The organism is uncultured Roseobacter sp., from assembly GCF_947495275.1.
Lineage (GTDB): Bacteria > Pseudomonadota > Alphaproteobacteria > Rhodobacterales > Rhodobacteraceae > Roseobacter.
Genome location: NZ_CANLYL010000002.1, coordinates 19,426 through 37,272 on the forward strand (window position 1 = coordinate 19,426; position 17,847 = coordinate 37,272).

Annotated in this window: 13 protein-coding genes; 6 read left to right on the plus strand and 7 right to left on the minus strand. The window is 57.7% G+C overall.

Annotated elements, in window-relative coordinates; translation table 11 throughout:
* Positions 1-287: 287 nt before the first annotated feature.
* Genes Q0802_RS03490 through Q0802_RS03500 form a run of 3 tightly spaced genes read right to left on the minus strand, consistent with a single transcriptional unit; the run spans position 288 to position 4,044 of the window.
* Complete coding sequence (locus tag Q0802_RS03490) at positions 288-1,496, minus strand: hypothetical protein (RefSeq protein ID WP_298913657.1); 1,209 nt, start codon at positions 1,494-1,496, stop codon at positions 288-290.
* The gene (locus Q0802_RS03495; protein WP_298913660.1) at positions 1,493-2,743 is read right to left on the minus strand and encodes a hypothetical protein; all 1,251 of its coding nucleotides are present in this window, start codon (positions 2,741-2,743) and stop codon (positions 1,493-1,495) included. Before Q0802_RS03495 ends, Q0802_RS03490 begins: the two co-directional genes overlap by 4 nt.
* 2 nt (positions 2,744-2,745) lie before the next feature.
* Positions 2,746-4,044, minus strand: coding sequence for a hypothetical protein (locus tag Q0802_RS03500; protein ID WP_298913663.1), 1,299 nt, complete (start codon positions 4,042-4,044; stop codon positions 2,746-2,748).
* A gap of 176 nt (positions 4,045-4,220) precedes the next feature.
* Here Q0802_RS03500 and Q0802_RS03505 point away from each other — a divergent pair, with 176 nt between their 5' ends.
* The 5 genes from Q0802_RS03505 to Q0802_RS03525 all read left to right on the plus strand — a co-directional run bounded on the left by Q0802_RS03505 (position 4,221) and on the right by Q0802_RS03525 (position 12,067).
* On the plus strand, positions 4,221-4,799 hold the full coding sequence (locus Q0802_RS03505) for a hypothetical protein (RefSeq protein ID WP_298913666.1): 579 nt from the start codon (positions 4,221-4,223) through the stop codon (positions 4,797-4,799).
* Positions 4,800-4,819: 20 nt separating this feature from the next.
* Positions 4,820-6,052 carry a hypothetical protein gene (locus Q0802_RS03510; protein WP_298913669.1) on the plus strand — a complete coding sequence of 411 codons (1,233 nt, stop codon included), beginning with the start codon at positions 4,820-4,822 and terminating at the stop codon, positions 6,050-6,052.
* Positions 6,053-6,063: 11 nt separating this feature from the next.
* The gene (locus tag Q0802_RS03515; protein ID WP_298913671.1) at positions 6,064-7,506 is read left to right on the plus strand and encodes a hypothetical protein; all 1,443 of its coding nucleotides are present in this window, start codon (positions 6,064-6,066) and stop codon (positions 7,504-7,506) included.
* A gap of 282 nt (positions 7,507-7,788) precedes the next feature.
* Positions 7,789-8,916 (plus strand): efflux RND transporter periplasmic adaptor subunit, encoded by a 1,128-nt coding sequence (locus Q0802_RS03520; RefSeq protein ID WP_298913674.1) that lies wholly within the window; start codon positions 7,789-7,791, stop codon positions 8,914-8,916.
* Between the two features lies 1 nt (position 8,917).
* A complete protein-coding gene (locus tag Q0802_RS03525) occupies positions 8,918-12,067 on the plus strand; it encodes a multidrug efflux RND transporter permease subunit (RefSeq protein WP_298913676.1) in 3,150 nt (1,049 codons plus the stop codon).
* A 52-nt stretch (positions 12,068-12,119) separates the two neighbouring features.
* Here the strand turns inward: Q0802_RS03525 and Q0802_RS03530 are convergent, their stop codons facing one another.
* The 3 genes from Q0802_RS03530 to Q0802_RS03540 all read right to left on the minus strand — a co-directional run bounded on the left by Q0802_RS03530 (position 12,120) and on the right by Q0802_RS03540 (position 15,135).
* Positions 12,120-12,476, minus strand: coding sequence for a hypothetical protein (locus Q0802_RS03530; RefSeq protein ID WP_298913678.1), 357 nt, complete (start codon positions 12,474-12,476; stop codon positions 12,120-12,122).
* A gap of 118 nt (positions 12,477-12,594) precedes the next feature.
* Positions 12,595-13,689, minus strand: coding sequence for a porin (locus Q0802_RS03535; RefSeq protein ID WP_298913681.1), 1,095 nt, complete (start codon positions 13,687-13,689; stop codon positions 12,595-12,597).
* 219 nt (positions 13,690-13,908) lie between these two features.
* A complete protein-coding gene (locus tag Q0802_RS03540) occupies positions 13,909-15,135 on the minus strand; it encodes a hypothetical protein (RefSeq protein ID WP_298913684.1) in 1,227 nt (408 codons plus the stop codon).
* An 11-nt stretch (positions 15,136-15,146) separates the two neighbouring features.
* On the opposite strand from Q0802_RS03540, the gene lepA reads away from it, so the two are divergent.
* A complete protein-coding gene (gene lepA / locus Q0802_RS03545) occupies positions 15,147-16,946 on the plus strand; it encodes a translation elongation factor 4 (protein ID WP_298913687.1) in 1,800 nt (599 codons plus the stop codon).
* Positions 16,947-17,100: 154 nt separating this feature from the next.
* On the opposite strand, the gene Q0802_RS03550 is transcribed toward lepA, so the two are convergent.
* Positions 17,101-17,670: a hypothetical protein gene (locus tag Q0802_RS03550; protein ID WP_298913689.1), complete on the minus strand. Its 570-nt coding sequence runs from the start codon at positions 17,668-17,670 to the stop codon at positions 17,101-17,103.
* Positions 17,671-17,847: the final 177 nt, after the last annotated feature.

Below are 17,847 nucleotides of genomic sequence, written 5' to 3' on the forward strand. Positions count from 1 at the left end.
ATCCAGTCCGCAGCCAGTGACAGGTAGTGCGCGCGGCAAGCCGATGTTGAACGTAGACAACAAATCCGGCCCTGCATTCTGATGGGCTTACCAGCAAGTATGGCATGGATTGGCCTCCAACGATACCTAGGCAGGTTCCATGCGGTCGACGTTGGCGCTGCCACTCGTTGCGTCGCCGCGTTTCAAAACGACCGTTCGGGCCCGCCAATTCAAGGCTCTTAGGGCGGAAATCTCTGTGGGATGTTGCCTCCCGATGGACAGCGCCCCACGAGCCACCGACCCGCGCGCTACTCGTGCCGCAAGCCATCTGCAAAATCGCGTAGCTGCCGGTCGGGTTCGATCTCGGGAGGGAGCTTTTCAAGCTCAATTCTAAACGATACACCACCGCAACTGGGCAGAACGACATTGCTTGTCATGCGCATATTGCCCTGCGACTTGGACAGCTCAAATCGCTCGATATGCGGATGCCCGGCAAAGCCACTGGGAACCTCTTCGACGGGCCCCGCAAAAGCGTCGATCAACCAGTCCAGCGACAAGGTGCTGGTCTCCAGTGCACCTTCATCCCGTATCATATGGGCCAGTGCCAGCATCCGCGCAAACTGGTCCACGCGCTGCCAGTCCTCATCGATATCCAGCAAGACCGGGATCAGTTCGGTTGCCCGTTCGGCCCATTTTGCAGGCAAGCGCCCCGGCCCTCCGCGATCCACAACCTCGCTGCCGACCAGTTTTTGCTGTTCGGTCAGAATCTCCAGCCCGAAATCGTCGATGATTGCAGCTTGAGCTGCGTCATCATACCGGTAGGTCCCCTTGCGCGGCGTGATCCAGAAGCGCGACAGGCCCGATAGCTCGACACCCTTCGGATGGTCTGAAAAAAAGTCGGCCTCGATTTCCTGCCGGGTCAAATCGGTCAGGCTGAAATACCGATCAGACGGGATTCGCGAAGCTCCCGACACCTGTCGCTTCAGAGCATAATCAATTGACAAAGCCGCTTTCGAAATTCCGGCCGAGCGGGGCATGCCGTAGACAGAAGCTGTGTGGGGGTTTTCGCACAGCGCAACCCATCGGTCCAGCACAGCCTGTAACTGGGCACCCTGAGACGCATGGCTCAACGCGTCGCCGACAGCCATCAAGGCGGCGACGTTCTCGGGCGAAGGATCAAGTGAAACCGCCAGTTCCGAAACCACAAGAACCCGCCCTTCCTCTTTGGCGAACTTGTACGCAGTGGCCTGAAAGGCCATGGCGAGGTCACTCAATCTGAGAGCGATGCGTCCCGGTTCCTTGCGGCCCACCAGCAATATGTCAGAGTGTTGAGTGTCGACGACATAAGCATCCAGATCGGTTAATCCCGATAACCTTAGGATCTTTTCATCGCAGCCCGGGTGGCAGACGCTTGCTTCGGATTGTAACCCGCCGAGCGACACAACATGAAGGTCTTGTCCAACTACGGGCATGCCCAAGCACATGAAGGCGATCCCGCCAACAAGATATTGTATCATCGCGTCACACTCCCTTTAATATCGGCTGCGAAGTCCGAAAGGTCGCCGGGAATTCGGGTCATCCCCGGCGTCGACAACCGAACCCCGCCCAATTCTTGTGCATCGTTGAATTGTTCCTCATGCAGCAGCTTGCCAGCGGATTTGCGTAGTGCTGCGCTGTTATTGACCTGATAAATGCCGAATTTGGGCGGATCGAGGCCCTGTACGGCGGCCATGGCTCTGAACACGTTCTCTGACGTACGCATCGCAGTCATTATTTGAGCGCTGGCCTGTTCGGTGCTGCCGTATTGGTTCGCCGCCTTGATGGCTGCCGGCCCCTGCCATTCATTGCCACCCCGGTGCACCAGGCGATGCGAGTCGCTTACCTTCTGCTCAGTGATCTCGGGCGTCGTTTCGGTTGCTTTGCGCTTTACCTTCGGATCGCTGAGGGATTGCGGATACACATAGGTTGCGATCCCTTCCGTGTAGATTTGCGGCGACAGATAGGCGAACCGCTCGCCGTCATGGATCACCGTCAAAAGCGCCTTGCCAAAAACGCCTGTCAGAAACAGCTCTTTTGGTCCTTCCCAAAAGCCAATCAGACCATCACGCAAGCGCCGCAGGGAAAAGATATACCAAAAGCCGCGGGCAGGGGTGGTAACGACCAGCGACTTCAGGCGCGACGCCTCCGGTTGACCCCGAATTGTCATCAGATGCCGCATTTCGTCCGAGTAACGCCCGTTTTCACCGAAAAGGGCTGCAAAAACCGGATAGCCGAGGCTGGCAGAATGGAAATTAAAGGTTGCGTCAGGGTTTTTTGCTAGGACCGAGCGAATGTCATCGAGGATTTGACGCGCTGTCTTGTCAACGTGCTGGCGTCGTTTCAGCCATATGACATTCGGGGCATAGGCTGCAATCATATCCGATTTCGTATCGCGGAAATGCCCGATCGAGGCCTTGCATCCATCGACAGTTGTTGACCCGCCGCCGCAGATCAGAATCGTGACATTGGGCGCATTTCCGATATTGTCTTTCAGCAAAATGGAGGAGTGTTTGCGGTCGAGCAAAGTGCCCTGCCATTTCAGCTCCGCGACCAATCCGTTGATCCGAAAATCCCACTGCTGGAACAGTGCTGTTATCCGCGATGGGTCGCTGATCTCGCGCGCGACATCATGGAAGGTGCCCCACCCCCCGATCGATGTGTTCGCCCGTGCACTCCCCGAAAGTATGACCAGCGCCACCAGCCCGTATTTCAGGAGGCGGCACATCGCTACCTCTTTTCCTTCGCGGCCAGATCGACGGCACGTTTGTGCAGCCTCTTGCTGGCTTGTGACATCAACTCATCATAAAGTGGTTCATCGACGAGCAGCTTGCTCACTACGCCCTGTTCGAGTGCTGCCAGCAGGACAAGCGCGCGATCACGTCCCGCACCAATTGCAACAACCCCATGCGATACGCCCCCATGGGCGTTTTCGGTACCGGCCCTGCGGGTAATTTCGCGCATATCCTCAACCCGAATTCCGGTCCAGAGGTCGCGGTACTCTTCGGCCCGTTTCCGATCGTCTTCCGACAGATCGGACTTGATCAGCAGCGCGCCTGCAAAATCGCCGACGTAAAATCTTCGGATGTCTGCTTCCCCAACCGGATCCTCCGATCCTTCGGAATTGATGGCCGACAGAAAATCATCAAGGTTCTTGCCATATGGGTCCTCAAACCGGCCGAGACCAGTGATGAAAGTGCCAAAAACGCTTGCTGCCGTTGTCGGATCGCGATCCGTATATCCTCCCAGGGTCGCGACGTAGTGTTTGGAGCCTTCGAGGGACAACCGCACGAACTTGGCCCGCTCGGTCTCGCCGCTGGCACCCGGATAGGGGGTGTTGCGATAGGCCCGCTGAATGAACGCAGGGACCGCGAAGGACCGGAAGTTGGAAACATCGTTGACCGTTCCCAGCTGAATATTGGCGATGCCGCAGATCGCACCCGCAGAAAATGCGTTTCGTCCGGATGTGATGGTCGGTGCCGCCGCGACAAAGCGCGTCATCCCGTCGACGTTCTCAATCGCCTTGACGAATGTTTCGCAGGAGAAATACACGACTGCACCCCAGCTCAGTCCGAATACACGTTCGTCCTGCATTGAGTGGCCAAGAAATTCTCCGGCGCGCTGACTGAATTCCTTTGTGTATTTATAGTGCTGATCCTTGTCGAATTCTACGGACGCTCTCTTGTCAGGTCTGTTGGCATGGACAATTTCCACGCTGCGCAAGTAGCAATTCGCGTCAACACCGTCTGCATGAAAGGCGGCTTGATACTGGCGCAGCTGGCTGACGGCATCCGAATTGTGCAGCAACGAGTGGATCATCTCTTCAAGTTCGGGTGATTTCTTGATGTTGAAGACGCGCTCTTCGCGGTAGACGTTCAGCTCCTTGGCCTTGGACAGCAACCGGCTGGCCTTGGATTGGGAAATCCCCATCAAATCGGCAATCTCAACCTGCGTCTTGCCCCGTTCGGAAAACAGGTAAGCCGCCATCATGTGGTCAATTGTTGGTTTTTCGTCCGCGTCAGCTGTCATGATTCCACCGTGGTTTATGTGATCATCAGCTTAGGATGGAACGACTGGTAATGCAATATCATTCATTATCTGTAAAGAATATTCACAATTATAATTATAAATGAATATTCATGCTGTAGTTGACATACTCTTGCACTCTTCTGCATTCTGGGCGCACCTTACAGAGGATCGCACCCATGATACTTCGCACAGCTCTTCCCCTTCTGACCCTGACGTCGGCAAGCTTGGCCAGTGCTCAGGTTTCATACTTGCTGGACGCTGCTTCAGGGCATGTCCCGCCGTTCAGCCTCTTTAGCGCGAATGGTGTTGACGCGCGGACGAAGGTAACACCTCAAGGATATCTCCTCGAAGCAAAATTCAACACTGGCGATTGGGTTTCGCTGCGTACCCGGGCCGTTGACCATGTCGCCTTTGCCGCAATGAACAGCGTCGAACTGACGCTTGATCTTCGGGGCCACAGCAGGTTCAGCCCGCGTTTCACAATGACAGACAGGGTGAACGGCAAGGAGGAGTTCTGGTGGGTCGACTTCCCAGACATCGCGCCGGGCACCTACACGCTTTGCGCAAATCTCGACACGGCCAAAATCAGCTTTGGCGTTGGTTCGCTTCAGAACGACCTCCGGCTCGATCGCGCAGCCATCCATGCTGTGGAGGTCAATTTTACACGCCCGAGCAACATGCAAGTGCCGCAGAAACTCACGGTGTTCATAACAATGATCCGACTCCATCCAACCAAAAATTGCATCGAAAACTAGCTACAAGGGGGGCTACACCAATGAAAACTTTCTCAGATATGATCCGGATTTGCCTGCTCGCGGGGGTGGTCAGCGCAGGGGTTACGCAAGCCCAGGCTGCAAGCCAATGCCCAGGCGCACCCGTACAGGCGATTGTGAATGCAAGTGCCGCGTTTTCTGGCCCGGTCCAGCAAGACGACGCCCTGGCAGAGGTCGAAAACCTTGTTTATGCGGCGCCGGATGACCTTCGGCTTGTCTATATGTCCCATTCAGGGGATCCAGCCGATACTCCAATTGTGCTCGCAGACGTCTGTCTGCCGCCAGCCACCGACGGCAAGATCTGGTCGGCGACGCCCGAACGCACCCGGGTGCTGCGCGAAGGAGCCATTGGCAAGCTCCTGAACGCCTACATGGCAACGCCCCCACCGGCGGCGGCTTTCGCGCGGTTGGCCCAAGCTGACCTTACGCGACTTGGTCGGTCTGTCCGGCGTGTTCTCGGTACACCGCCTGACGGCATCGTTATGGTGGCTTCGGTTGGCGCCCCGGCATTGCCCACCGCCGAAAAGCTGACCTCGTGGCGTCTCATCGCATTGGAACCGGAGGCGGAGGCCTGGGCGGGGCAGGCGCCGGACTCGGTCATCCTCCTCCGTGCTATCCCGGCGGACCCAAAACCGCTGGTGCCGAACAGGCTCGGCTGTCTTGTGAGCGAAACCCAAGGCATTGCGCCAAAGGTTGTCGCCATCGGTCTCGACGTCACCGACCCGCTGGACAGTCTGGAGATCTTCGAACAGACGCTCACGGCGGCCTGGGATACTCCCAACACGCTGGTGAGGGTTTACGCGGTCACCCATCAGGGTGCCGAGCCACGCTTCCAGAAATGTCTTGGAGATGCGGACCCACATGGTCTGGCAGAGGCGGCGCTGGCGGCTGTGGTCGCCGAACACCCGGATGGTTCTGACCACACAAGATGGAATCTGGATGGCTCCCCCTTGGTCAGGGCCATGATCGACATGCACAAGCTTTCGGGTCCGCCACAAAAATTGACGCTTGTCAGCGACGGTAGAATGAACGTCTCGGGTTTGATTGCGATTTCTGAAAACGAAAACATGTCACGCGACGAATTTTACCGGCGCTGGCAGGCCAAATACGGCGAAAGCCTGAGCGAGATCGCGGGAATGCCGATCGAATTCGTGTTCATCCCGACCACCGATTTTACCACATTCGACGACCTGCTCATCACTGAGATCGTCGAAACATTCAAAGCCAAACGATAGGGGGAATTCCAATGAAACCGATCTTTCAAAATATGTTTGCATCCATACGCAGATTTTTTGCACCGACACCCGAAGAGCGGATGAGTGCTGTCGTCGCGGCACGTTCGGCGCGGGTGAAAAAGCTGGCCACCGAAGACGGGTTGCGCGGCACCACATGCCACGGACCGGTCGAGGCCGCATGTCAGGAAACCACTGCAGAGTTCAACCGGATTGCCGCTGCGAAAATCAAAAGGATCGAAAAGCAGGTGGACCAATTCGCGACCGCCAGCAGCGGTGCTGATCCGGTTGGCGCCCAGAAGGCCGTGCAAACACATGACTGTGTGACCACGCGCGAGGTGGCAGCCTTTGCGACATCGAAGCTGGACCTGATCGAGGAAAAAACCGCTGCCGACCGCAATGAGCGCGCGCTTCGCGCCAGGTATGGTGGTGTGTCGGTCAGTCTTTCTGGCACTCTGGCGGATACTTTGGCAATCGGCGGTGTGGCGACGCTTTTGGTCATGGAATCTGTCGCGGTGGCCTATAGCCTCAAGGATTATGCGGGATCACCAATGGCGGCCTTTTTCTCGGCGCTGATCGCAGGCATATTGCTCACTTTGCCCGTGTATCTCCTGGGGCGTGCTATCCGGCCGCTTTTTGGGCTGAAACACTGGATTGGCCCCACTTTGGGTATTGCGGCATCTGTGATCCTGTTCGTCGGTCTGGTAGCGCCCATGGTCGTTTCGATCGTGGCCTTGCGCGCCAAAGCAGCGGAGCTTTTCGATCTTGCGGAAGCCATGGACATTGTGGTGCCATTCCTGCTGGGGGAAGGTCTGAAGACGCTGTTCACCGGATCGCTGGCTAATTGGGCGATGGCTGCGGTACTTCTGTTCATTTCCTGCTTGAGCTTCCGCAAAGGTTGGATCGGCGGTGATATTGTCCCCGATGCCAGGAAAACTGCCGTGGCGAAGTTCCGGGCCAGCAAGGCGCCGAAAAAGCTCATGGTGCAAACCCAAGGCAGCATCGCGCTGTCGCAAAATGCGGCACTGACGGCGGTGGATTTATGGCGAAAGTCCAGCCTGAGCCAAGCTTCGGCGACACTTAAGGCCACGCAAAATGCGCTGGCGACTACGGGTAGTCTTCAAGCAGCCCTCGATATTGTGGACGCGGCACCAGATCATTATGCGCGCACCTACACCGAGCGGTTTGCTTATGTCTCTGGGCTGTCGGAGATGATCGCGCGGCCCGAATGCGCCAACATTGCCTTGCGCGATCGTCTTGAGGCGTTGAGTGACCGGGCTCTTACAATGCAGCATGAGGCAATTTCCAATTGCCAATTCATCAGGGAATGCAGCGCAGAGGCGACCAATCGTATCATCGAGGTCTCGCGTCGTGCCAATCAGCAGATCACGCATCCGGCTGTGCCCGCTCCGAACGTGGCTGTGCAGGCAGAGCTCTTTGTGCCCGCCGTGACCTGAGACGCCTTGCCGCTCGCGAGCGATAGACCCAGCAATCAGCCGCAGAATCCCGCCTTGGACCTGCGGCTGAAGCGCATAAAGAAGAGGGCAGGTCGCTCATGCCCGGGCGGGCACAACACGCGCCTTTGATGGGTAGGGCATCGGCGGACCCGCAGCAGGCAACAGCAGCCGACCATCTGAGCCATCTTGCGGTGGTGAATGCCCGCGCAGGTTAAGTTTTCCACTGTCATCTCGCCAAACCCGTGTTACCAAAGCACAAACGGATATCACATGGACCGACGTATGAAACATCTTCTCGGATCGCTCGTTTTCGCCAGCGCGCTTGCTTTTGCTTCTCAACTGAGCGCGCAGCAGGGGCCGCCGCCGGTCACGGTTGCCAACCCGGTGGTCAAGAAGATCGTCGAAGATGACGAATTCGTCGGTCGTTTTGAGGCTCGGGCAGATGTGGTGATCCGATCCCGCGTCTCCGGCTATCTGAACGCGGTCGAATTCACCGACGGCAGTCTGGTGGAGGAAGGGCAGTTGCTTTTCACCATTGATCAGCGCCAGTTCAGCACCGCTCTTCGACAGGCTCAGTCACAGATTGATATCGCCCAGGCCACCTTTGATTTCGCCGCAGAGCAGCTGGAACGCGCCGAGGCGCTGATCCGCAACGGGAACATCGCGCAAAGCGTGGTTGACGAACGGCGCGAGGTCTACCTTTCGGCACAGGGATCGCTGGAACAGGCGCGTGCCGCGCTGGAACTGGCGCAACTCGATCTGGAATATTCCGAAATTCGCGCGCCCATGGCCGGACGGATTGACCAGGCGTTGGTCGACCCGGGCAACCTCGTCTCTGCCGATCAGACTGAACTGACCTCCATCGTCTCCTCTGATCCGATCTACTTCTACTTTGACATCGATGAACGCTACTTTCTGGCCTATGCACGCGACGCCAGGGCACGCGGCGCGTCCCTGCAGGAAGGCGGCGGCGGTCTGGAGGTTAAAGTGTCCCTTTCCGACCAGAAGATACCCCCGCAGTCGGGTGTGTTGGACTTCTCCGAGAACCGCATTGATCAGCAAACCGGCACCATGCGGGTGCGCGCCATTCTGGACAACCCCGATGAAATCCTGACGCCGGGCCTTTTCGGACGTGTCAACGTGCCCGGATCATTGCCCTATGACGGCGTGCTGATCCCGGACGCGGCGGTTGTGGCCGATCAGAACCGCCGGTTGGTCATGTCCGTGGATGACGGGGGCAATGTGATCCCGATCGAGATCAGGACCGGGCCGCGTATCGACGGATACCGGGTGGTGCGCGAGGGGCTCGACGGCTCGGAGGTCATCGTGATCGAGGGTGTCGTGAGGGCCCGACCGGGCACGGTTGTGACACCGGAAAAGGTGGAACTGCCCTTGATCGCGGAAAACTGAGATGGGGCGCTTTTTCGTAGGCCGCCCGGTTTTTGCCATCGTCATCTCGATCCTGCTGACCATCGTCGGTATCATTTCCTACACCCAGCTACCGGTTGAACAATACCCCGAGATCGCGCCCCCCTCCATTGTCGTGCGGGCGAGCTACCCTGGTGCGGATGCTGAAACCGTCGCGGCCACCGTGGCCACGCCGCTGGAGCAGGAAATCAACGGGGTGGAGGATATGCTTTACCTCTCGTCCTATTCCACAGCGGACGGCTCCATGAGCCTCAGCATCACCTTCGAGTTGGGCACTGATCTCGATGCCGCGCAGGTGCTGGTGCAAAACCGCGTCGCCATCGCCGAGCCACGGCTGCCGCAGGAAGTGCGCAGCCTTGGCGTGACCACCACCAAATCGTCACCCGACCTGATGATGGTTGTGCATATGCTGTCGCCCGATGACAGCTTTGACCAGCTCTATGTCTCCAATTACGCGAGATCGCGGGTGCGCGACCAGCTGGTCCGACTGGATGGTGTGGGCGATCTGACGATCTTTGGCGAGCGCGAATTCTCCGCACGGGTCTGGCTCGATCCTGACCGGCTTTCCTCGCTTGGGCTCACTGCAGCGGATGTAGTCAACGCGCTTAGGGAACAGAACGTCCAGGTCTCCGGCGGCTCGCTTGGCGCGCCGCCCAACAACAGCGACAGCGCTTTTCAGATTGCAGTGACCACACAAGGCCGCCTCCAGACACCGCGTGAATTTGGCCAGGTGATCGTCAAGGCTTCTGAGGAGGGGCGCGTGGTGCGTGTGCGCGATGTGGCGCGCGTCGAAATTGCGGCGCGGTCCTACACCAATAACTCTTATCTGAACAACAAACCTGCCGTGGCGCTGGGGGTGTTCCAGCGACCGGGCTCCAACGCGCTGGCGACGGCTGACAGCATCATTCAGACGATGGAAAGGCTCTCCGAGGATTTCCCGGCAGGTCTGGAATACAGCATTGTCTATAACCCGACGGAATTCATCGAATCCTCGGTGAACGAGGTCTACCGCACGCTCTTTGAGGCCATTGTGCTGGTGTTGATCGTGATCGTCGTCTTCCTGCAAAGCTGGCGTACGGCGGTGATCCCGCTGCTGGCCATTCCGGTGTCGCTGATCGGTACCTTTGCGATCATGCTGGCGCTTGGCTATACGCTCAACCTGCTCACGCTTTTCGGCCTGATCCTCGCCATCGGGATCGTGGTGGACGACGCGATTGTCGTTGTCGAGAACGTCGAGCGAAACATCGAGCAGGGCATGTCGCCAAGGCAGGCCTCCGCGCGCACAATGGATGAGGTCCAGAGCGCAATTATTGGCACGTCGCTGGTGTTGATCGCTGTATTTGTCCCTTCGACGCTGGTGCCGGGGATCACGGGGCAGTTCTACAAACAATTCGCGGTCACGATCTCGGTCGCCACGGTGATCTCCACGATCAATTCGCTGAGCCTTTCGCCCGCGATGGCCGCGGTGATGCTGCGGTCGAAATCGGAGACACCCAGCCGCAATCCCATCGCCCTGATCACCGGCCCGCTTGCGCGCGGGTTTAACCGTGGCTTTGATGCCATGACGGCGGGGTATACCCGCATCGTGGCCTTCCTGATCAGCTCCACCAAAACCATTCTGCTGACGTTTGCAGTGTTTGCCGGTCTGCTCGGCGCCACCTGGTGGATCAGCCAGCAGGTGCCTACGGGCTTCATCCCGGAGGCTGATCAGGGGTATGCCATCGTGGTTGTGCAGCTGCCTGACGGGGCGTCGCTGGAGCGCACGGATGAGGTGGTCAAGCAGGCCACCGAGGTAGCGCTGAACACTCCCGGTGTTTCCGATGCGGTGGCTTTTGCCGGATTTTCCGGAGCCACCTTTACCAATGCGTCCAATCAGGGGGTCATCTTCACCACATTCGACAGTTTTGAGGAACGTGCGGAAACGGGTATGGGCGCGACTGCCATCGTGGGGCAGCTCTTCGGGCGTATGCAGGCGTTGCGCGAGGCCTTCATCATCGTGATCGCGCCACCCGCCGTCAGCGGCGTGGGCACCGGTGGTGGTTTCAAGATGCAGCTGAAAGAGAACGAAAGCGCGGAGATGTCGCGCGTTCTGAATACGGCTTACGCCTTGATGGGGGCCTCCCAGCAATCGGATAAGGTGCAGGGGCTCTTCACCACCTTTTCCGCCGGATCACCGCAGGTCTTTCTGGAGATCGACAGGGTTCGGGCGCAGATGCTGAACGTGCCCATCGGGGAAATTTTTGAGACACTGGCGATCAATCTCGGGTCTTCCTACGTCAATGACTTCAACGCCTTTGGGCGTCTCTATCAGGTGCGCGCGCAGGCCGATGAACAGTTCCGCCTGGAAGAAGCGGACATAACAGCGCTCAAGGTGCGCTCGGCTACCGGCGCGCTGGTGCCTCTGGGCACGCTGGTCTCGATTGTTGATACTGCAGGGCCAGCGCTGGTGCAGCGCTACAACCAGCAGGTTTCCGTGCCGTTGCAAGGCGCGCCGGTGCCCGGGGTGTCATCGGGTGATGCCTTGATCGCGATGGAGGAACTGGCCGCGTCATTCATGCCGCAAGGTGTGGATTTCGAGTGGACGGAACTGGCATTGCAGGAGCGCAACCAGGGCAATACGACGGCCTATATCTTTGCCTTCTCCATCCTCTTCGCCTTCCTGTTCCTCGCCGCCCTCTATGAAAGCTGGGCCTTGCCCGTCGCGATCATCCTGATTGTGCCGCTGGCGGTCCTGGGCGCGCTGGGCGGTGTGATGTACCGGGCCATGGACAACAATATTCTCACGCAGGTGGGGCTGATTGTGCTTGTGGGGCTTGCGGCCAAGAATGCGATCATGATCGTGGAATTTGCCAAACAGGCGCAGGAGGAACGCGGCCTTGGCCCGGTAGAGGCGGCACTTGAGGCCAGCCGGTTACGCCTGCGGCCCATCCTGATGACCGCCTTCGCCTTCATCCTCGGGGTGATTCCTCTGATGATCGCCACCGGGCCGGGGGCCGAAATGCGTCAGGCACTGGGGACCGCCGTGTTCTTTGGCATGTCGGGCGTGACCTTCATGGGGCTGTTCTTCACACCGGTATTCTACGTCGCAATCAGGCGTGTGTTTCCGGGCAAGGTCCAACCTCAGGAGGTGTGACCGGAACGGGGAACCGGGTCGCACCTCTTGGTCTGGCTGACCGGCCTGGCGGTCACACGCTCTGGCACTGCACTTCGGCGGTCTCGGCGAAGTTTTTCCAGGCGTTCCAGAAACGTTCATTGCCCGGCGCGTCCGATTGCCGGATGTCCTGCAACTGACCGGGATCGCTGAAAAACACAACGCTGCGCTGCTGCTGCTGTTGGCTGAGTGTCCGGTCCGCCACGGCTTGAATGCAGCCACATCGCGCGCGCGATGCAGCCGGACGATTGTGGATCAGGCAGGCGCTTGCAATAGGACCGGCAGCGAAACGCACTGACGTCGCGGGCGGGCTGATGATGCGCTCGGGCGCAGTGCCGCCGCAGGCCGCCAGTATCGCAAATGCGCTTGCCGCTGCGCACCATTTGACCATCGCTTGTACCCCTTGCCCTGACCCGCACCGCAAAACTATGTAGCACGCCGGGCCGGGTTTCAATCGTTCAGCACGGCATGCTGCCCCGCAAAGGGGGCAGACAAGCGCTGATCGGGGGTCAGAACTTCCAGCGTGCGCCCACCACCATCACGTCAATATCCTCGACCGCCGTGGCCCCGCCTTCGAATGACAGCGTGCGGTAGGTCGCGTAGATTTCCACGTTCTGCTTGTCCAGACGCTGCACGACCCCCAGCCCGACCGAAGAGCTTTCCGATCCAGCGATGGCGAAATCATTGCCCTCGTAAATGTCCAGTGACAGCGCCGTGGATCCGACCGAGAACCAGTTCTGGATGTAGCCGAGCTTGGCATAGATGTAATCAGCGTCACCTTCCTGCTGGCGGCCGGTGGAGATTGCCGCGTTCAGGCCCGTGGGTTCATGCAGCAGGGCGACCGATCCGATGGCCAGTTCCTCATCGCTGTCGATCCAGGAATACCCCAGCCGCGCATCCACTTTGATGTCGCCGTAGTCCTGCGCGTATTTCAGCCCCAGATCGTAGAATTCGCGGTCATCACCGCGCCGCAGCACCTCTTCGCCGGCCGAAGCGCTGACCGTGAAGCCATTGAACTCCGGTGTGTCGTAGCGCACCCGAAACCGGCGCGCGCCGTCAAAGTTGCTGAAAGCATCGCCAACGGTCACAGCTGTCGCGGCCCCTCCCTGTGGGCGAAAGGCGATATTGCCTGCCAGATCGCCAAGCGCGGAATAGGCAATAACTGAGGTGCCGGAGAAATCGGCCTCCGCAAACCCATCCGTGGCCGTGCTGCCCTGACCAAAGGAGAATGTGCCCACCGAAGGCGTCGTATAGACCACTTCGAACTTGCGCAGTTCCGTCCGGCGGTAGTTGAAATCCAGATCGGTGTCATCAATCGTGACCGAGCTTGAGCCGAACAGCCCAAGAGCGGATTCAAAATGGAACTTCAGCTTTCCGCCATTGGCCAAGCCGCTCTCCCAGATTGCCCCGATCCGCGTGTTGGAATTATCGTTATCGGTGACGAATGTCTCGCTTTGGGTGCCGTCATCGACGCTGAAAATCCCAAAGTTCAATTGCCCGTAAAAGGTGAACGTCGGGTCCTGCGCCAGCGCCGTCTGCGGCAGGGCGAGGATTACACCGCTGATGGCGGGAAGGGCGAGGCGGGAGAGGCGGAGTTGTCTCATCTGAAGACCTTTTTTGTGCTGAGAGGACATGTCTGACGTAAGAACGCAGGCCCGATATGCGACTGCACAAAACCGCACATGCCCTGTCAATTAATGCGCTCAGTGTGACCCTATACGTGTCGTGACACAACCACTGATTGAAGTGCATCGCCGGGAAGTGAAGGTCGGTGAGGCGGGGTGCCGGTCGGGCGCTGCCCAATCGTATATTGGGCGTTCTGGTTACCCTCCGGACAGTAGCTTTTCGGCATACTGCCATGCGAGCTTTGCGACGGACTGAGTACCTTCTTGTGTCGATATCCAATAGGCAACGCCGGATCGTATCGCCCACTTGGTGGCAGTCGATCCGAGTTCTCTCGCGACAGCTTCCAGAGCAGCGTCAATTTTGCCGCCGCAATAAATGGTGATCCTTTCAGCTATGGCCCAAAGATTTTGGGCGATATGTTGAAGCACTGACGGTTCAGCATGGGGCTTTGCAATTTCTGTTTCCAGCGCGTCGAGTTCATTCCAAATCAATGTCATCGTTTCCGCAGCTAGCTCTGCTTCATCCTCTAGGGGTGGCGGATTGTTGTGCTTGCGGATTGTTGCAGAGCGCATATTTGCTAGCGAAAGTTGTTCTCTGAGCCGTTCAATTTCCTTTTCGAGCTGCCACTTCGACCTGATTTCACCGATACGCCGGGAAACGATTGTTTGACCCGCGTCCCATTCATCTTCTGTGAGTTCAGCAGCGATTTTGAAAGTGAAATCCCAAGGCAACGGAGTGCCAATTAGAATTGCTTCGTACCACTCGATCCAGAAAGACCAGTCAGCACTATCGGCAACCCATTGCGCTTTGAGCTCGCCCCATTCGTCATCAAGTCCAGAAGCTGTTCGTTCGCCCCAGAGGTCTGGCCAAAGAGTTGAGGTATTGGCATCGGCGGAGGTCGCGGAGTATAGGGCTGCGTGAGTGGACGGTGCAGTTTCTGCAAAGAATGAAAACGAGAAGGCGGAGATAGCGAAAGACAGAGCGGAGTCGGTGGAGGGAATGGTATTGGTCGCTGAGAGGGCGACGTAAAAGGTCGAGTCGACGGAGAGGGCAGCAGAACCGGCCGAGTCGACGGTTAGAGCATCACTTTCAGCGGAGATGGCGGTGGCGGCAGGGCTATGGGAATGGGATGTATCGGCCGCATTAACGGCAGAAAGGGCTGCTGACTTCAAACGTCCCATTTCCGCAGTTGGGCATGTGCCAGCAGCAGCAGAGATTAGTATGCATCGAAGGGTCGCCAAAGAAAGCCCGCTAGATGTTGCGTTGTCCCAAAGTGCCAATGCAGGCAAAGCACGCAGGCTGCATCGCACAGCAAACCGGACCTGCGTCTGGTGATCTTGCTTTTCCAGCCAAGCACGCACGCTTTTGTCGTCCGTAATCTCAACGTGCTCAACCACCTTGACCGCCCCGCAAAACCACACCATATCCCTGCACCATGACACCGCTATCTCATATCCGCAATTTCTCCATCGTCGCCCACATCGACCACGGGAAATCGACGCTGGCCGACCGGCTCATTCAGTCCACCAACACCGTGGCCGACCGGGATATGAAAGAGCAGATGCTCGACAGTATGGACATCGAGCGCGAGCGCGGCATCACCATCAAGGCCCAGACCGTGCGGATCAATTACACCGCGCAGAGCGGCGAGGAATACGTGCTCAACCTGATCGACACGCCGGGCCACGTCGATTTCGCCTATGAGGTCTCCCGCTCCATGCGCGCGGTCGAAGGCTCGCTGCTGGTGGTCGACAGCACGCAAGGGGTCGAGGCGCAGACGCTGGCCAATGTCTATCACGCCATCGACGCCGATCATGAAATCGTGCCCGTGCTGAACAAGATCGACCTGCCCGCGTCGGATTGTGACCGCGTGGCCGAACAGATCGAGGATGTCATCGGCATTGATGCCTCCGGCGCCATTCAGGTCTCCGCCAAGACCGGGCAGGGGATCACCGAAACGCTGGAATCCATCGTCCAGAACCTGCCCGCCCCCAAAGGCACCCGTGACGCGCCGCTCAAGGCCATGCTGGTCGACAGCTGGTACGACAGCTACCTCGGCGTCATCGTTCTGGTGCGCATCATGGACGGCGTGCTGAAAAAGGGCGACCGCATCCGCATGCTGTCGAACAACTCCACCCACCACGTGGACCGCATCGGCGTTTTCCGCCCCGCCATGACCGTGATTGATGAACTTGGCCCGGGCGAGATCGGCTTTCTGACCGCCTCCATCAAACAGGTGCGCGACACCCGCGTCGGCGACACCATTACCCACGAAAAGAAAGGCACCGAAACCGCGCTGCCCGGCTTCAAACCTTCGCAGCCCGTGGTCTTCTGTGGCCTCTTCCCCGTGGATTCCGCCGAATTCGAAGACCTGCGCGACGCCATCGAAAAACTCGCCCTCAATGACGCCTCCTTCTCCTCCGAAATGGAAACCTCCGCCGCCCTCGGCTTTGGCTTCCGCTGCGGTTTCCTGGGCCTTTTGCACCTTGAGGTCATCCGCGACCGGATCGAACGCGAATATGACATCGAACTGATCACCACCGCGCCCTCCGTCATCTACCACATCCACATGAAGGACGGCACGATGATGGAACTGCACAACCCCGCCGACATGCCCGACCTCACCCTTGTCGATCACCTTGAAGAGCCGCGCATCAAGGCCACCATCCTCGTGCCCGACGACTACCTCGGCGATGTGCTCAAACTCTGTCAGGACCGGCGCGGCATCCAGATGGACCTCACCTATGCCGGTTCCCGCGCCATGGTGGTCTACGATCTGCCGCTCAACGAAGTCGTCTTTGATTTCTACGACCGGCTGAAATCGGTGACCAAGGGCTATGCCTCTTTCGACTACGCCATGATCGGCTACCGGCAGGACAATCTGGTGAAAATGTCTATCCTTGTGAATGACGAACCGGTAGACGCGCTCTCCACCATGGTCCACCGCGACCGGGCTGAGGCGCGGGGCCGTGCCATGGTCGAAAAGCTGAAAGATCTAATCCCCCGCCACATGTTCAAAATCCCGATCCAGGCGGCCATCGGCGGCAAAGTGATCGCCCGCGAAACCCTGTCTGCGATGCGCAAGGACGTGACCGCCAAATGTTACGGAGGCGACGCCACGCGCAAACGCAAGCTGTTGGATAAGCAGAAGGCGGGGAAGAAGAAGATGCGGCAGTTCGGCAAGGTGGATATACCTCAGGAGGCGTTTATTTCGGCGCTGAAGATGGACAGTTAGACTTTACCGAAAAGATCGGACTGTCCCGTTTCCGTGATGGGAAAAACCCCAACAATTGCCAAGTTTTCAGGCGTTTTTTAAGTTGCCCAAAGCCAACACTAAACCGGACTGCACGTAGTCTTGGCAGTACGTCTTTTCCAAGTATTGAAGAAAACTAGTCTTTCAACAAGCCGACTGGAATTGCGATTGCGTTTGCATCGGCACCCTCATCATGGAGGGCTTTCCATACTTGCGCTGAATCAGTAATTGCTACCGCCATTGAGTTTTCGCTAAAACCACTTTGACACAAGTGAGAAGTTAAGGCGTCGCCATTAGATACTGCTGTTAGCTCTGACCCCTGTATCCTGATCATTGTTCTTCGCCACTGTTCGGCATTTTGGTTTTCGTGACCGGATATCGGCTTACCCGCTGGTTTAAGCAAAACGATGTTTACTGTCTTTCGTACATTTGGATCTAAGCTCTCCAATGCATTTCGGATAGCCAAACACATGGTTGGACTGATACTATATGCCCATCCTGCCGGTATATTTCGGTCCAGAGCTTTCGCCGCAGAGAACTTTGCCAGTCTGTACTTCTGTTTCAAGCTTACCAACTCAAAACTCTCAATGTCAGAATCTGCGAATTCTGTATCGTCAGAAGAATAAAAAAAAACCCAAGCGATGAAGAAAACCGCACAACCTGCCAACAGGCCAATAATATGGTATTTTATCTTTGACGGGATCATAGGGTCGACTCTCATAAGAATGACAACACCGCTAGTAGTAAGCCAGGAAATCCTAACGAATTGAGAACACACAGAACAATATGGCTATGGGTCTGGGCACTGTTCACAACACCGCTTAGTGCCCAAACTATCAATATGATAAGAGATAAGAAGGAAAAATCCAACCCCGTGAACGAC

Bases quoted from the DNA above. Each gene is read 5' to 3' on its own strand.
- Q0802_RS03490 (WP_298913657.1), bottom strand. From the start codon at position 1,496: ATGATACAATATCTTGTTGGCGGGATCGCCTTCATGTGCTTGGGCATG.
- Q0802_RS03495 (WP_298913660.1), bottom strand. From the start codon at position 2,743: ATGTGCCGCCTCCTGAAATACGGGCTGGTGGCGCTGGTCATACTTTCG.
- Q0802_RS03500 (WP_298913663.1), bottom strand. From the start codon at position 4,044: ATGACAGCTGACGCGGACGAAAAACCAACAATTGACCACATGATGGCG.
- Q0802_RS03505 (WP_298913666.1), top strand. From the start codon at position 4,221: ATGATACTTCGCACAGCTCTTCCCCTTCTGACCCTGACGTCGGCAAGC.
- Q0802_RS03510 (WP_298913669.1), top strand. From the start codon at position 4,820: ATGAAAACTTTCTCAGATATGATCCGGATTTGCCTGCTCGCGGGGGTG.
- Q0802_RS03515 (WP_298913671.1), top strand. From the start codon at position 6,064: ATGAAACCGATCTTTCAAAATATGTTTGCATCCATACGCAGATTTTTT.
- Q0802_RS03520 (WP_298913674.1), top strand. From the start codon at position 7,789: ATGAAACATCTTCTCGGATCGCTCGTTTTCGCCAGCGCGCTTGCTTTT.
- Q0802_RS03525 (WP_298913676.1), top strand. From the start codon at position 8,918: ATGGGGCGCTTTTTCGTAGGCCGCCCGGTTTTTGCCATCGTCATCTCG.
- Q0802_RS03530 (WP_298913678.1), bottom strand. From the start codon at position 12,476: ATGGTCAAATGGTGCGCAGCGGCAAGCGCATTTGCGATACTGGCGGCC.
- Q0802_RS03535 (WP_298913681.1), bottom strand. From the start codon at position 13,689: ATGAGACAACTCCGCCTCTCCCGCCTCGCCCTTCCCGCCATCAGCGGT.
- Q0802_RS03540 (WP_298913684.1), bottom strand. From the start codon at position 15,135: ATGGTGTGGTTTTGCGGGGCGGTCAAGGTGGTTGAGCACGTTGAGATT.
- lepA (WP_298913687.1), top strand. From the start codon at position 15,147: ATGACACCGCTATCTCATATCCGCAATTTCTCCATCGTCGCCCACATC.
- Q0802_RS03550 (WP_298913689.1), bottom strand. From the start codon at position 17,670: ATGATCCCGTCAAAGATAAAATACCATATTATTGGCCTGTTGGCAGGT.